The organism is Spirochaetota bacterium, from assembly GCA_040756435.1.
GTDB lineage: Bacteria > Spirochaetota > UBA4802 > UBA4802 > UB4802 > UBA4802.
Window position 1 is genome coordinate 46,902 of sequence record JBFLZD010000009.1, and the last position, 15,196, is coordinate 62,097.

At 39.0% G+C, this 15,196-nt stretch carries 13 protein-coding genes; 8 read left to right on the forward strand and 5 right to left on the reverse strand.

The features are described from left to right. Positions 1 to 65: 65 nt before the first annotated feature. From AB1444_04285 to AB1444_04295, 3 genes are all read left to right on the forward strand, one after another. A complete protein-coding gene (locus AB1444_04285; GenBank protein MEW6525870.1) occupies positions 66 to 1,211 on the forward strand; it encodes an acyl-CoA dehydrogenase family protein in 1,146 nt (381 codons plus the stop codon). Positions 1,212 to 1,306: 95 nt separating this feature from the next. Beyond that, complete coding sequence (locus tag AB1444_04290; protein MEW6525871.1) at positions 1,307 to 2,053, forward strand: lysophospholipid acyltransferase family protein; 747 nt, start codon at positions 1,307 to 1,309, stop codon at positions 2,051 to 2,053. A 32-nt stretch (positions 2,054 to 2,085) separates the two neighbouring features. Next, positions 2,086 to 3,372: an IMP cyclohydrolase gene (locus AB1444_04295; protein ID MEW6525872.1), complete on the forward strand. Its 1,287-nt coding sequence runs from the start codon at positions 2,086 to 2,088 to the stop codon at positions 3,370 to 3,372. A 20-nt stretch (positions 3,373 to 3,392) separates the two neighbouring features. Here AB1444_04295 and AB1444_04300 read toward each other — a convergent pair whose 3' ends face one another. Continuing rightward, positions 3,393 to 3,965: a hypothetical protein gene (locus AB1444_04300; protein ID MEW6525873.1), complete on the reverse strand. Its 573-nt coding sequence runs from the start codon at positions 3,963 to 3,965 to the stop codon at positions 3,393 to 3,395. A 1,350-nt stretch (positions 3,966 to 5,315) separates the two neighbouring features. On the opposite strand from AB1444_04300, the gene AB1444_04305 reads away from it, so the two are divergent. Next, a complete protein-coding gene (locus tag AB1444_04305) occupies positions 5,316 to 6,569 on the forward strand; it encodes a glycosyltransferase (protein ID MEW6525874.1) in 1,254 nt (417 codons plus the stop codon). A gap of 1 nt (position 6,570) precedes the next feature. Here the strand turns inward: AB1444_04305 and rlmB are convergent, their stop codons facing one another. The 4 genes from rlmB to AB1444_04325 form a co-directional block, all read right to left on the reverse strand. Then, positions 6,571 to 7,293, reverse strand: coding sequence for a 23S rRNA (guanosine(2251)-2'-O)-methyltransferase RlmB (gene rlmB, locus AB1444_04310; GenBank protein MEW6525875.1), 723 nt, complete (start codon positions 7,291 to 7,293; stop codon positions 6,571 to 6,573). Next, positions 7,275 to 8,699, reverse strand: coding sequence for a cysteine--tRNA ligase (gene cysS, locus AB1444_04315; protein MEW6525876.1), 1,425 nt, complete (start codon positions 8,697 to 8,699; stop codon positions 7,275 to 7,277). The genes rlmB and cysS overlap by 19 nt, the downstream gene beginning before the upstream one ends. A gap of 253 nt (positions 8,700 to 8,952) precedes the next feature. Beyond that, positions 8,953 to 9,462, reverse strand: coding sequence for a hypothetical protein (locus tag AB1444_04320; protein MEW6525877.1), 510 nt, complete (start codon positions 9,460 to 9,462; stop codon positions 8,953 to 8,955). A gap of 111 nt (positions 9,463 to 9,573) precedes the next feature. Continuing rightward, positions 9,574 to 10,857 carry a hypothetical protein gene (locus tag AB1444_04325; GenBank protein MEW6525878.1) on the reverse strand — a complete coding sequence of 428 codons (1,284 nt, stop codon included), beginning with the start codon at positions 10,855 to 10,857 and terminating at the stop codon, positions 9,574 to 9,576. 261 nt (positions 10,858 to 11,118) lie between these two features. Between AB1444_04325 and AB1444_04330 the strand changes: the two genes are divergently transcribed. The 4 genes from AB1444_04330 (at position 11,119) to AB1444_04345 (ending at position 15,193) form a co-directional block, all read left to right on the forward strand. Then, positions 11,119 to 11,556: a hypothetical protein gene (locus tag AB1444_04330; protein ID MEW6525879.1), complete on the forward strand. Its 438-nt coding sequence runs from the start codon at positions 11,119 to 11,121 to the stop codon at positions 11,554 to 11,556. 6 nt (positions 11,557 to 11,562) lie between these two features. Continuing rightward, complete coding sequence (locus tag AB1444_04335) at positions 11,563 to 12,879, forward strand: glycerate kinase (GenBank protein ID MEW6525880.1); 1,317 nt, start codon at positions 11,563 to 11,565, stop codon at positions 12,877 to 12,879. A gap of 134 nt (positions 12,880 to 13,013) precedes the next feature. Next, on the forward strand, positions 13,014 to 13,739 hold the full coding sequence (locus AB1444_04340; protein ID MEW6525881.1) for a hypothetical protein: 726 nt from the start codon (positions 13,014 to 13,016) through the stop codon (positions 13,737 to 13,739). Positions 13,740 to 13,801: 62 nt separating this feature from the next. Beyond that, entirely contained in the window at positions 13,802 to 15,193 is a 1,392-nt protein-coding gene (locus AB1444_04345) for an N-acetylmuramoyl-L-alanine amidase (protein ID MEW6525882.1), read from the forward strand. Positions 15,194 to 15,196: the final 3 nt, after the last annotated feature.

Sequence of the window (15,196 nt, forward strand, 5' to 3'; positions counted from 1 at the left end):
TTTCAGGACCAAGTTTTAAGGTGATATAAGTAAATTCCTATTTTCTATTTTCAAAGGAGAGTACAATGAAACGTTCCATACAATTTACTCAGGAACATGATATATTCAGGCAAACAGTGCGAAAATTTTTTGAAACAGAAGTCATGCCGCATTACGACAAATGGGAAGAAGAAGGTATAGTGCCACGACAGATGTGGAAGCGATGTGGTGAGTTGGGGTTACTTCTTCCCTGGCTTGATGAAAAGTATGGTGGGCCCGGTGGAGATTTTTTGTATTCGGTGATAGTGAGTGAGGAATTAGCTTATAGTGGTGCCAGTTCATTCATGATACCGTTACATAACGACATAGTGGCACCATACATCTATTCGTTTGGCACAGAAGAACAGAAGATGAAATATCTTCCAGGGTGTGCGTCTGGTGATATAATTCTGGCAGTGGCCATGACCGAGCCTGAGGCAGGTTCAGATTTAGCAGCAATGAAAACCAGTGCAACCCTGGATGGCGACAGCTGGGTACTCAATGGCCAGAAGACATTTATATCCAATGGCATATTAGCAGACCTTGTAGTAGTAGCAGCAAAATCGTCAAAAGAAGCACCACCCCATCAAGCTGTAAGCCTTTTTCTTGTGGAAAACGGTTCACCTGGATTTACAAAGGGGAAAGCAATAAAAAAGATAGGCTTAAAAGCACAGGACACAGCAGAGCTATTTTTTGATAACTGTCGCATACCAAAAGAAAATCTTTTAGGCCAGGAGGGATTAGGGTTTATTTACCTTATGCAAAAATTACAGCAGGAACGATTAGTATGTGCTTTAGCATCACAGGCAGCCATGGAAAAATGTTTAGCAATAACTATCGACTATGTAAAAGAACGCAAACTTTTTGGAAAACCATTGTCAAAATTCCAGAATACACAGTTTACTATAGCGGAAATGGCTTCGGAAATTGCTGTTGGCCGTAGTTTTATTGATGACCTGATACTGCATCACATTCAGGGTGAAGATGTTGTCAAAGAAACCTGCATGGCAAAGTACTGGATATGTGAAACAGCAAAGCGTGTTGCCGACCGTTGCTTGCAACTTTTTGGCGGTTATGGGTACTGTACTGAATATCCTGTGTCACGATTTTATGTTGATGCACGGATTCAGACAATCTATGCAGGAACATCCGAAGTGATGAAAATGATTGTCTCAAAAATGATGGGATTGTAATTTAGTAGTTGACATTCGTGATAAATTGTAGTGTAATCCTTGCGTTTTTCACAATATGTTCACAATTTTAAAATTGTTGAATTATGGAGGCCGTTATGAATCCAGTGATACGCAAGGGTTACACGTATATGGCGTGGCTTTTCATTGGTGTTGATACCGCTTTTTGGGGAACTATCTCCCTTTTTTCCTGGTTTGTAAGCCCAAAGGGTAACCTGGCGCACTTCTGCATGCAGAACTGGTCAAAAAATATACTCTGGTTTTGCGGCATTCGCTATCAGGTTGAAGGTCTTGAAAATATTTCTAAAGATAAAGTTCAGATATTTGCATCAAACCATCAGAGCTTTTTTGATGTATGGTTGCTCAGTGCTATTATACCAGTAAAGTTTGGCTGGACAGCAAAAAAGGAGCTTTTCAAGATCCCATTTATGGGATGGCACATGACGTTAAGTGGCTACATCCCTATTGACAGAAAAAACAGGGAGCGGGCAATTGAAAGCATGAAATTGGCTGCCATTAAAATACGGAAAGGTAATCGCATCATGATATTTCCTGAAGGTACACGCAGCCGCACAGGAGTATTACAGCCGTTTAAAAAAGGCTTGTTTTATTTATGCATTGAAACAGGAGTGCCGATAGTTCCTATTTATATACACGGTACCTATCAGCGGCTTAAACCTGAGTCAGGTGATATTAATCCCGGGAAGGTATATGTGCTTGTTGGCAAAGAGATGCCAACCAGTGATTATACCGTTGATACCATTGAGCAGGCAATGGAAGATTTACGCCAGAGAATTTTGGCTTTACAAAATGAGTGCTTGCAGCGATATGGTGAAGCGGTATAGGTGTATATTCTATTTTTCAGGAGATGCAGTGTATGGAAGATCTTAAAAAAGCATATCGTACCATCATGGATGACCATTTCCCTGATACCATGAGCATTACCTTTGGCAATCAAACACTTGTATATAGAAAGCGAACATGGAAGATTAATGATGAAGGGCAGCTCATTGAAAAGGGTTTACGCTACGGCGAAAATCCCGGGCAGGAAGCGGCATTATATGAGCTTGTCAATGGTAATCTTGTATTGGGCGATTGTGCGTTCATTACACCGGGGCATTCGCTGGTAAGCGGCATTGATGAATCAATGATGCTTCAGTTTGGAAAGCATCCTGGCAAGATTAATTTTACTGATATTGACAATGCACTCAATATATTAAAATACCTGATGAAAAAACCTGCAGCAGTTATTGTAAAACATAACAATCCCTGTGGCGTTGCGTATGGCTTAACAATTGCAGATGCATACAACAGGGCAAACAGGGCTGACCGCATAGCAGCATTTGGCGGCTGTGTTGCATTTAACAGAGCTGTCGACAAAGAGACTGCACAGCTTATTTCAGCTAATTATTTGGAAGTACTGGTTGCTCCTGATTTTGAGCCAGGGGTTATGGATATCCTTTCAAAGAAAAAAGACCTGCGTATAGTGCAGATAAAACGAATAGACAGACTGGAAGAATATAAAACCATGCGGTTTGTTGATTTCAAGTCGCTCATTGATGGCGGAATTATTGTGCAGCAATCGCCCATAAATATTGTTAATAAAAAGGAAGACTTGAAGCCTGCACAGGCGGAATATAAGGGTCAGCTGTACAAAATTGACAGGCTACCAACTGAAAAAGAATATGAAGATTTATTGTTTGGCTGGTTTGTGGAACAGGGTGTTACTTCTAATTCGGTATTATATGTCAAAGATGGTGTTACTGTAGGGATTGGTACTGGTGAACAGGACAGGGTAGGTGTTGCTGAAATTGCTGTTCAAAAGGCGTATACTAAATATGCTGATATACTCTGTTTTGATAAATATGGTATTTCATACTATCAGTTAGCACTTGAAGTTGAAAAAGGAATACGTAAAGAAGCTGATAAAATTGAGATAGATGAAGCAACAAAAGTAGCAAAAGGCGGGCTTATTGGTGCAAGTATGGTTTCGGATGCATTCTTTCCCTTCAGAGATGGTGTTGATGTGGGTATAAAACAGGGGATTACTGCAATTGTACAGCCTGGTGGCTCAATACGTGATTGGGAAAGCATTATGGCCTGTAATGAAGCAAATCCAAAAGTTGCAATGGTATTTACAGGGCAGAGAGCGTTTAAGCATTAACATAAAAAAGCAAAAGCGCATTATCTGCGCTTTTGCTCATATTCCTTCATATATTCTTCTATTAAACTGCCGGTTTTGTGCTGTTCTTCTTTCACAGGTTTCATGCGGCGAGCAGCAAAATCAGCTATAGCTTTTACTGGTTTTTTAAACAGGTCAATGATAAATTCAACAAAATCGCGCAGTGCTGAAAGCATAGTTTTAATAATTGAAGTCTTGGTGCCTTTAGGGGCTGTTCGCATGGGGGTAATGCTGGTAGCAATTTCTGCCACATTTTTTACGCCATACATAGCAGGAATGGGGTTGTAGCTATCCTTAATATACGCTTTTTGTGGCTTAAAAGGTACGCGTTTGGGTAGGCGGCTTGTCAAAACTATGTTTGTTCCTGATTCGGTTGTTTTGTCAATGATGAAAAGAAAAATATAATATATGTACAGAAACAGGTTTCCAAATATGGCAAAGAAGTGATACCAGATATCAAGAAATGCCCAGAATACATCAGCCCAGATTTTTATAAAGTCTACTATCTTATAAAAGAAATTAAAAATATTGTCAACGGTATTTACCCAAAATTGTTTTACTACTCTATAGTTCATAATTGTTTCCTCGTTTTAAATTAAATAATGTGATAATAAACAATGGTTGTCGTATTGGTGCATAATCGTCAATAAAAATTTTTAAGGCTCTGACCCCTTACAATACTATCACCCCTTCGGGGTTTTATTGTGAATAACAGATATAATCCCGAACCTTGTCTTGAATTAATTTCAGGATTGATTTAGTGCAGTAATCCTGAACGTGATCCATAATGTAATTACAATGAGTCATCCTGAACGTGATTCAGGATCTACAATGATGAGGATAAAGATTCCGGGTCAAGCCCGGAATGACACATTACTTTGTCATTTCGAAGGAACGAAGTGACTGAGAAATCTTAAAGTTGGAGGCAAAGATTTCTCGCTTCGCTCGAAATGACATAAAGGATTGCTCGGAATGATAAAAAGAGATGACCGGAATGACGTATAGGCAACAAGTCATCCTGAAACCATGTCCTGAATTTATCTCAGGATTGATTCAGGATCTACTTATTAGGCTCTGACCCTCAAATTCCACTTTCTCTCTAATATCTCAGCGCATTCTGCGTACTCTGCGTGATGCATTACTTTATTTCACGCAGAGACCGCAGGGATGGGGAGAGTGTGGCTCTGACCCCTTACAATGATGTCACCCCTCCGGGGTTAGAGTGATGTTGTGATGGGGTTGTGAAGATAGTATGCTCTGACCCCATTACAATAATTTCACCCCTTCGGGGTTTTGTAGTGAATAACACCGGGTCATCCTGAAACCATGTCCTGAATTTATCTCAGGATTGATTCAGGATCTACTTATTAGGCTCTGACCCTCAAATTCCACTTTCTCTCTAATATCTCAGCGCATTCTGCGTACTCTGCGTGATGCATTACTTTGTTTCACGCAGAGACCGCAGGGATGGGGAGAGTGTGGCTCTGACCCCTTACAATGATGTCACCCCTCCGGGGTTAGAGTGATGTTGTGATGGGGTTGTGAAGATAGTATGCTCTGACCCCTTACAATACTATCACCCCTTCGGGGTTTTATTGTGAATAACAGATATAATCCTGAACCTTGTCTTGAATTCATTTCAGGATTGATTCAGGATCTACTTACAATGCTATGACCCCATTATGGCTTACGTATCATCCTATCCAATAAAGCTCTGCCCCTCAAATTCCACTTTCTCTCTAGTATCTCAGCGCATTCTGCGTACTCTGCGTGATGTATCAGTTGGTCTCACGCAGAGACCGCAGAGATGGGGAGAGTAAGGATAAAAATAAATACTACACTTGTATTAATAAAGTCCTCCATTACATGTGTGGATAGTATTAAAATTCTTGATTATTGAATCAGGATATTGTATACTTTTCATTATGGAATACTCAACAGCATTACGTCCGTTTATCATCAAACGGCTTGAACAAATAAAGAAAGCAGATATCCTTATTGGCATACCATGCTTTAATAATGAAGCAACCATTGCCAATGTCATGACCATGGTAAGTGATGGGCTATTTACCTATTACAAAGACTTGCGGCCAGTAATCTTTGTATCTGATGGTGGTTCCACTGATGATACACGGGATATTGCCCAATCAATTGAATTAAAACCGTGGCAGGAGCGCATTATTCAGATTTATCGGGGTATTGCAGGGAAGGGATCTGCGTTCAGAGCAATTTTTGAAGCGGCAAAAATTCTTAATGTGGAAGCATGTATGGTGGTTGATTCTGACCTGCGCAGTATTTCTCCGCAGTGGGTTCAGCGGTTACTATCGCCCGTACTTGAAAAAAAATATGAATTTGTAGCACCTGTATATACACGGTACAAATATGACGGTACTATCACCAATAATATTGTGTATAATATAATACGTGCGGTATTTGGCAAACGCATACGCCAGCCCATAGGTGGTGACTTTACGTTTTCAAATAGGCTGGCGCAGTTGTATTTAGATAAGCCGGTGTGGTCCACCGACATTGCGCGGTTTGGTATTGATATATTCATGACTGTCAATGCAATCGTAAGCCACGTAGAAGTGTGTCAGGCAAATTTAGGAGTAAAAATACATGATGCCAAAGATCCGGCGCAATCGTTGGGTCCAATGTTTGTACAGGTTATAGGGACACTCTTCAGGCTTATGGAGCACTATGAGCCATACTGGAAAAATATTGAAGGTAGCAAACCGGTGCACACCTTTGGTGATATTGATATGCTTGAACCTGAGGCAATCGAAGTTAATCTGCAGCGTCTTGTTGATGAATATAAAACAGGCTTTATGCAGTTTAATGCTCTGTATAAAGAGATGTTCAGTAACCAGGTGTTTGCAGCACTTAACAATTCAGCTCAAATGGATGTAAAAAGTTTTAACATGCCCGTTGAAATATGGGTTAAGATTGTATATGAGCTTGCAGCAATTTACCATACCTGGCAAATTAATAAGGTACGGCTTATAAATCTTATGGTGCCGCTGTATTTTGGACGCATAGCGTCATTCATTAATGAAACGCTTTCTATGAATTCATTTGAAGCTGAAGAATTGGTGGAACAGCAGGCTGTAGTGTTTGAGCAGTATAAATCCTATTTAATGGAAAAGTGGCAGGCAACAGGGAAAAATATTGAAATATGATTTATTCTTTTAATAGTTCCCACAACACAATACCGCAAGCAACCGATGCGTTAAGTGATAATACTTTACCTTTCAGTGGAATGCATACAATGACATCGCACAAGCTTTGCGTTAGCTGACGCATGCCGCTTCCTTCGCTGCCAATGACTACAATTGCAGGTTTATAGGTAGCAATAGAACTGATTGGTTGAGTGCCCCTGTCGCTTGTTCCAATAACCCAGAATCCTGCCTTTTTAGCTTCATCTAAGAATCGTGCTAAGTTAGGTACCTGGTGGACCGGGATATGAGCCGTAGCCCCCGCTGATGCTTTGATGATGGTTGGTGTAATCTGGGGTGCATGTGCTTTTGTTACAACTACTGCACTGCCGCCAAGGGCCTCGGTTGTGCGGATGATGGAGCCAATATTGTGCGGATCGGTTATCTCATCACAGGCCACAATAACACCGTGACTGGAAGCAATTGTTTTTAACTCAAATTGTTTTTCTTCCTTTTTGGGGCAATAGTTCATGACAAGAGCAACACCCTGATGATTGGTATCACAGTGCAAAGCAAACCAGCTTTTATTTACCTTCTGTACGGGAATATGTTTACTGTGGGCCGCAGAAATAATAACGTCGATGATTTTTCCGTGTGCGGATTCAGACACATACAGTGTTGCATCCCCCTCGAGGGTGGAAAGGTATTCAAGTACCACCTTGCGGCCTGCTACGATTTGAGTATCCACCGTGTACCTTCTTTGGTATCCTGTACTATAATCCCTTTTTGCAGAAGCTCGTCACGGATGGCATCAGCTTTTGCAAAATTTTTTTCTTTACGAGCTTTGTTACGTTCTGCAATAAGGGCTTCAATTTCTTCTTTACTTATATTAATAATTTCAGGGAAGAAAATAAATCCAAATACTGTGTCTATTTTTTTTATTACGCTTATTACATGCGCTGCATCGGTTTTATGTATTGCGCCGGTATCGATCATTGTATTTATGTCATGGACAAAATCAAAGAACACACCAATACCTCCGGCAATATTCAGATCATCATCAACGGTTTCGGTGAATGTGTGTAACAATGCATTGCATCTATCAATAACCTGTTGATTGATAGGCGCATCATGGTTAATGTCACCAAGTCGTGCAATGAGGTTATCAATTCTTAGCAATGCCTGAGTTGCTTGATTAAGCCCATCAAATGTAAAATTGAGCTGTTTACGGTAATGCGCGGTTAAAAGCAGGTAGCGGATTGCTCGTGGGCTATACCCTTTATCAAGCAAATCGCGCAGGGTATAAAAATTGCCCAGTGACTTTGACATCTTTGAGCCTTCTACAAGCAGGTGCTCAACATGAATCCAGTAGCGCACAAATGGCTCATCGTAAGCTGCTTCACTCTGAGCTATCTCATTTTCATGATGCGGGAAAATTAAATCAACGCCCCCTGTGTGAATGTCAATAGTGGTGCCAAAGATTTTGCGCACCATTGCTGAACATTCAATATGCCATCCAGGTCTTCCTTTGCCAAACGGGGTATCCCAGTATGGTTCATTGTCTTTTGGTGCTTTCCACAGTGCAAAGTCACGCACATCCTCTTTGCTGTATTCATCAGCATCATAGCGGGCACCAGCTTTAATATCCATATTGGTAACATTGCTTAAGCGCCCATACCGGTGGAATTTTGCAATACTGAAGTAGATGGAACCATCTTTTTCATAGATAAGCCCTTTTTTGTCCAGATGGGTTATGATATCTATCATAGCATCAATGGATTCAGTAGCACGGGGATAATGCTCAACGGGTTCAATGTTAAGGGTTCTCAGGTCATCAAAGAATATATGGGTATATTTGTCAGTATATTCCTTAAGTGTTATGCCATCTTTCAGTGCACCTGCTATTGTTTTGTCATCAACGTCTGTGATATTCATGGCGTGATTAACCTTAAAGCCTCTGAATTTAAGATAGCGCCGCAAAAAGTCGTTAAACACAAAAGTGCGGAAGTTGCCTATATGTGCATAGCTATACACAGTGGGGCCGCACGAATATATGGTAACAGGCGGATAATCTTCTATGTTGTCTTTTGGTACACCACCAGGTATAAATGGTTCAAGACGTCGGGTAAGTGTATTGAATATTTTAAGTGCCACCGCTTTTCCTCCAAAAGTTTGGTGATAGTACTAACAAAGAAATTGCAGCTACTGTAAACAGTCAAGTAAAAGTAAATAGTACTTCAATTAAAATGGAGTACATAATTTGATCAGTAATAATTCCTTAAAATAATTTCATAATGAATATACTGTACACCCCCGCCGCCTTCGGCGGCGGTGTACAGTATTTTATATTTTGTTCATATTTCTACATTTTAGGAATAATTAATCTAATTTGATGATAAAAAATATGTCAATCCTGTAAAATTTCCTCTGTAACTGGTACATATTCAATGGTTTTTTCTTTTACCTCAATAGAAGGAGGAAGGGCAGGCATTTCCGGTGCCGGGGTATATGCTTTAGTAAAATCAATTTTATTAAAATCTTCAGGTGAGAGCTTATAATAGGCCAAAAGAAGGTGCAGCTTTTTGATATATTCAATGAGTTCTTTCATTTTTTTGTTTTTGCGGTCTATGGTTTCACGTGATTCTTTAACAACGCGTTTTAGCAGTTCGGTTCTTTTTTTAAGTTTTTCTTCAAGTTCAACAATGCGTTCGTAATACTCTTTATTGACTTTCTTAAAATCAATGCGAGCTATAACAATTTCACCTTCGTCTTTTTCCTTTTCTATTTCCTTAATGATGTCATTGAGTTCCTTTGATGACAAAAGGTCCTTTGTAGATGTCTGCAGCCATTTTTTGCCGTCATCATCAGTAAACTCATATACATCAGGAAGTGTTTTCTTTTTTCGTTTAAATAACATACTCGTTACTGTAATGTATATTCCTGTAGCCCCGGTTTATACGATACTATATTCTTTAGTATACTATCGACATTTTATCAACATCTGTTTATGTAAATATTTAAAGTTACATCACTGATTGGAATACTCTTTCATCTTTGCCTTGATTTCCTTGTTTGATGTACTCCATAGAATGGTATTACCAGCCCAGTTTTTATATTCCTTGAAGTATGTTGTTGCAATCCCTATTGATTGATATAGCGGAAGCTGTACAGTATATCCCTCATCATCAGTTACTTCAATGGTGCCATCCTGTGCCCCAAAAGCAATAGCATTGAGCAAAAGCTTTTGAATTAGCTCTATATCGTAGTTACTTGTTGTAAGCAGTTCAAACGGCTTTTTAGTTTCCAGTTTTACCACATAATTATTTTTTTTAATAAAGTACACAACGTTATTTTCAGTATCCATTACTATTGTATCAAAGTCCTTTAACACAGTAAGCTGCCCTTTAGAAATATATGATTTTACAACCTGCATGATGATTCTCAATTTAACTGAATTCATGTACTGCGGTTTAATCATATCGATATGTGCCTTCATCAGGGCTTTCTGTTCTTCATCCTGAGGCTTTTCCTCAGGCTTTTTATATTGCGATAGAACCTTATCAAGGTCAAGGTTTTCCTTGTTCTCCCGTGTAATATATGCTGATACAGGTGGTGAGCTGTCTATAACAAAACTTTCCTGTAAAGCCTGAACTTTGTACCAGTAAACAATTCCTGGCTGAACATCGGTATCAGTATAGGTGGTGGTGGAAATGGTGGCTATAGAATCATACGGTCCTTCTTTTAAAAGCGAACGCAGTATGGCATAGGAACTGCTATTGCCATAGACTTCAAAATTCACGGTAATCTGATTTAAGGAACTATCGCCCAGAGCTACTACATTGCTGATTTTTATTATTTTTGTTTGCAGTATAAGCGATAGTTGCTTTTCAAGATTTTTTGCGGAAAGATGAATGCTGGTATACAAAGCCCAGTCAAACGATGTTGTGATGAAATCATCATTTTCCCGTGAATACAATTTATATTCAATGTTTATCTGCCCCACTGAATGCGATAGCTCCGAAAAAAGGACATAGTCAGTTTTGTGTTTATTGGAAAATTTTTTAATTGTCAAGCGGGCACCGTCATCGTTTAATTCCAGAATGGAGTTATATGAGCTGACTTTTTGCATGCTATCTATTGAAACACCTTCAATAGTCATATTTTTAAGTGACTCAAATAATATGGAAGATTGTTGAGCCAGATCTTCCGGGCAAAACGGAAAGATAACCGTCAGGGTTTTTGCATTAAGCATGCTGATTGAAAAAAATAAACATATACATGTATACGTAATTTTTTTTAACAATGGTATCATACTGTTCCCTTTTCTCTTGTATAGATATATCAAATAGTAAACCTATAGTATTTATGGTGAACGAGAGTATAATTACTCACAAACACTATATTTTCAATTTGTTTTATAGTTTAGCAATTTGTGTTGTTTCATTCATCAGTAAAATGTTTGACATTATAATCAATAACCATCATAATAAATATACTAAAATAGTGTATGTAAATGCAACTATTTTGTTATGTATTTATCATGTAATAGTTTATACACGTAGAGGGATGATGTATGGGCAAGTACGAACACCTTATTGTGCAAAAAACAATAAATGTTAATGAACTTCCCAACCACGATTTCAGCCAGGTTATTCCATATCCTGTGCTAATGGGAAGAGAGCTTGTGCCAGAAGCCAATGCATGGGCACTGTATTTGTATATCAAAACAATTACGCAGGAGATGAAAGATATTGCCATAAAGATGGACAGGGCAACACCACATAAGCATGACTTTGATGAAATGTACTTGATGATTGGTGACGAAAAGGCAATTACCTTTGAGGTTATGCTTGGTGATGAAACGTATCAGGTTGCAACTCCTGCGGCAGTGTATATCCCAAAAGGCACTCCGCATGCAATACGTCCTGTGGATGCAACTGTTGGTGCCACTGGAGGACTCATACCAGTGTGTCTCAATGGTGAGTATATAACACTACCTGTAGATACGTGATACACTATGAATCCCCGTGAAGACATAAAGGCCATTTATTCAAAGGCTATTGAGGCAGTTGATCCCTATGGGGCTGTACGATCGTCATTGATGCGGGAAGGCAATACGTTACGGTTAAAGGATGGCAGTGAGTTTGATCTATCTGCCTTCAAGCATATTTATGTAGTAGGAGCGGGGAAAGCAACTGCACCCATGGCAAAGGCGGTTGAGGATATTTTGGGCGATAGTATAACGCAAGGGGTCATTGTTGTAAAATATGGGTACCGTGAAAAGCTTTCCCATATTGCCCTTCGTGAAGCAGCTCATCCTGTGCCGGATGAAAATGGATTGAAAGCCTCTCAGGAGATCATTGATCTTTTAGGAAAAGCAGGTGAAAATGACCTTGTAATATCGTGCATTTCAGGTGGAGGATCGGCACTGTTGCCATATCCGGTGAAACCCATTACACTTGCTGAAAAGCAGGATTTAACCCAAAGGCTATTAAAAAGCGGAGCTACAATTAAGGAATTAAATATTGTGCGCAAACACCTATCAAGAACAAAAGGTGGTAACTTAGCGCTGGCAGCATATCCCGCAACAGTGATAAACCTCATGATGTCAGATGTAGTGGGTGATGACATGGACATCATTGCATCAGGGCCATTTGTTCCTGATGAAAGTACTTATGCAGAAGCCCTTTCCATTTTGCAGCGGTATAAGCTGGAAAAAGTGGTTGCCCCGTCAATAATTCATCATATTGAAAAAGGGGTAAATGGTGAAGTTCCTGAAACTCCCAAAGACAAACATATATTTGAAAAAGTTCACAATAGTATTATTGCTTCAAATATCATTGCATGCATGGCAGCATACAAAAAGGCATGTGATCTGGGATATAATTCACTCATTTTATCTTCAATGATAGAAGGAGATACTTGCCAGGTTGCAGGTTTACATAGTGCCATAGCTCATGAAATTATTAAAACCGGCAATCCACTTAAAAAACCTGCATGTATCATCAGTGGAGGTGAAACCACGGTAGTAGTAAAAGGTTCAGGACTGGGTGGTCGTAATATGGAATTTGCAATACAGATAGCACGGTTAATTGAAGATACATCAATTATTGCTGCAAGTGTGGGAACTGATGGTACTGATGGGCCAACCGATGCAGCAGGTGCACTGGCTGATGGAACAACAGTGAAAAAAGCACAACACCTTGGATTGAATATAGATGATTATATCAATAATAGTGATTCATACCACTTTTTTGAAAAACTGGGTGATTTAATCAAAACAGGCCCAACTAATACCAATGTGATGGATGTAAGAATTATTATTGTAGTATAAAAAATTATTGATTAATAAAAAAAATACTTGCTAAACAACAGGCTGAGTAGTAGATTTATTTTCAATATAGCTAATTGTATACGCATGGATGCTAAAAAATATTATATGTTAATTTCAATTAAAGGAGTAATACAATGAAAAAGAAAAGCATACTTTTTGTTTTGGCAATTGCTCTGGTTCTTTCACTGCAGTTTACACCTATGGTAAAAGCACAGCAGGCACAACCGGCCGAAAAACAGCAGTTTACGGAAGCAACACGGCCTGAAGAAAATTATTTAGCACGTTTTCATGCACTGGAACGGGTTGAGTTTTTAAAGAAATCAAATTTAGACAAAATATATATGTTAAAAGTTATCATAACCAACTACAAAGATCAGGGCTGGGATAAAGATTACCAGGCAATATATGAAGGGTATAAAAGAGGAATGGATTATTACTACAAGCGCGATATCATTTATGCCCAGGTAGAACTTGAAAAAAACCGAAAGGATATTTATGAGTTATACAAAAAAATAGCCGAAGTATATAAGCAGAGAACCCAGGCATTGCTCAATGAATGTGCTACTAAAATTCTTGACCTGGATCTGGATGAACGAAGCAGATCAAACCCTGACCGCAATAAAGTTTTATTCAAAAATGTTGCGCGTCTGCGCATAGCCTATGGTCAGTTTGATGATGGACAGAATATGATGGATGACCATGTATATGATACCGCAGTAAAACATTTCAGAGTGGCCAAAACCTATGCTATTCAAATATTGGAAGATATTGATCCAGAAAATGCAAAAGGCAAATATGATCTGGATAAAGCTGACAATTTAAACAGAATTTTGAATCAACCACAACAGTCGGCCAAATAGGTATTGTTGTAAGAATTACTGTATAGTGCTAAAAGGCTGTCTTAAAAAAGGCAGCCTTTTTCATGATACTATCTTTTTTTCAGAGAGCGGTGCACTATAGAATGGCAAAAGTTGATTGCTTAAAAAAAATAATAGTATTTCTTGTGGTAATTATTATTACTATCTTTTCATTCCAGATTTCCACACCCAGATTAGAATTTCCACTATACCGCGTAGTGCTTGATCCTGGCCATGGCGGCAAAGCAACCATACCAAAAGATAAGTATGGGGACAGGTTTGATGTGCTTTCAATGAAATATCTGGATGTTTATCGTGAGGGGGCGTCGTATAAGGACTATCATGAGCATATCTATACGTATGAAATAGCTAAACGAGTTGAGGCACTTTTACAGTTACTATCGCCCAATGGGGATTTTGAAAAATTTTATACAATACTGCAAAAATATACTGATAAGCCTGTGAAAAGGGTATACATACAGGTATTCATGAGCAGGGGCCCATCATTAAATTCACATTTAATTCATAAAGAACCTAATGCGCCATACCGGCTGTTTGATTTTATTGGCAATGACGGTACGCTTAAAGAAGGCAGGATAAGCTATATTAATAGCCTTAAGCCACATCTGGTGGTTTCAATACATTTTGCTTTGAATTCCTCACCGTACTTTCGTGGTATGAATGCAGTCATTGCAGCACCATACAGTATTTTATATAAGGGGTTGCAGTACCTCCAGGGTGCAATTGCTGACAGGTCCTTTTTTTATCACAGTAAATATGCTGACTGGTTTACTGAGAATGAACGTAAATCAGAATTTTTTTGGTATTGCAATGATGTTGTTATGTATTTTACAGGCTACCGGATAAAAAATGATTATAGCATTGATACTGAAGGCTTCAGAGGCTACAGGTATAATATGGTACAGTGGGCTTTTAATGATCCACCTGGCTGGGCACATATTGCAAAACAACATCCACCTAACACGCCGTATGCAAACGATATACAACAATTTATTCCTCAGAATGCCTTCTTTGCTCGAGAGCAAAGCAAATATGAACAGTATCGCCGTGATTCAGGATTTGAAGGATATGGTGGTGACAATCTCTATGCTTCAAATGAGATCATACGATTTGTGCTGTACAATCTTTATTCAAAGGGGTTGCGACATAAAGACCAGCGGCTTGCGCCACCGTATATATCAATATGGTCAGTACCGCTACATATCAATGCAATTAATGCATTTATTGAGTTTGGGTATTTGGCGCGACCATATACACGAAATATTATCAATAATCATTTAGATAATGTTGCTGAGGGCATTGCTGTTGGGATATATTCACTTTTTGCCGGTGTAGAAGTTACAAAAAAGTATCCCTATACACCGTATGGAAAAAAGATTGACCTTGAAAAATATACCATTGATAAAAATAATGACTATTTTACAGTAGTGCGATAGCTC

What these genes read in the sequence shown, in the direction of transcription:
- AB1444_04285 (MEW6525870.1), top strand. Translation starts at nt 66, where the DNA reads ATGAAACGTTCCATACAATTTACTCAGGAACATGATATATTCAGGCAA.
- AB1444_04290 (MEW6525871.1), top strand. Translation starts at nt 1,307, where the DNA reads ATGAATCCAGTGATACGCAAGGGTTACACGTATATGGCGTGGCTTTTC.
- AB1444_04295 (MEW6525872.1), top strand. Translation starts at nt 2,086, where the DNA reads ATGGAAGATCTTAAAAAAGCATATCGTACCATCATGGATGACCATTTC.
- AB1444_04300 (MEW6525873.1), bottom strand. Translation starts at nt 3,965, where the DNA reads ATGAACTATAGAGTAGTAAAACAATTTTGGGTAAATACCGTTGACAAT.
- AB1444_04305 (MEW6525874.1), top strand. Translation starts at nt 5,316, where the DNA reads ATGGAATACTCAACAGCATTACGTCCGTTTATCATCAAACGGCTTGAA.
- AB1444_04320 (MEW6525877.1), bottom strand. Translation starts at nt 9,462, where the DNA reads ATGTTATTTAAACGAAAAAAGAAAACACTTCCTGATGTATATGAGTTT.
- AB1444_04325 (MEW6525878.1), bottom strand. Translation starts at nt 10,857, where the DNA reads ATGATACCATTGTTAAAAAAAATTACGTATACATGTATATGTTTATTT.
- AB1444_04330 (MEW6525879.1), top strand. Translation starts at nt 11,119, where the DNA reads ATGGGCAAGTACGAACACCTTATTGTGCAAAAAACAATAAATGTTAAT.
- AB1444_04335 (MEW6525880.1), top strand. Translation starts at nt 11,563, where the DNA reads ATGAATCCCCGTGAAGACATAAAGGCCATTTATTCAAAGGCTATTGAG.
- AB1444_04340 (MEW6525881.1), top strand. Translation starts at nt 13,014, where the DNA reads ATGAAAAAGAAAAGCATACTTTTTGTTTTGGCAATTGCTCTGGTTCTT.
- AB1444_04345 (MEW6525882.1), top strand. Translation starts at nt 13,802, where the DNA reads ATGATACTATCTTTTTTTCAGAGAGCGGTGCACTATAGAATGGCAAAA.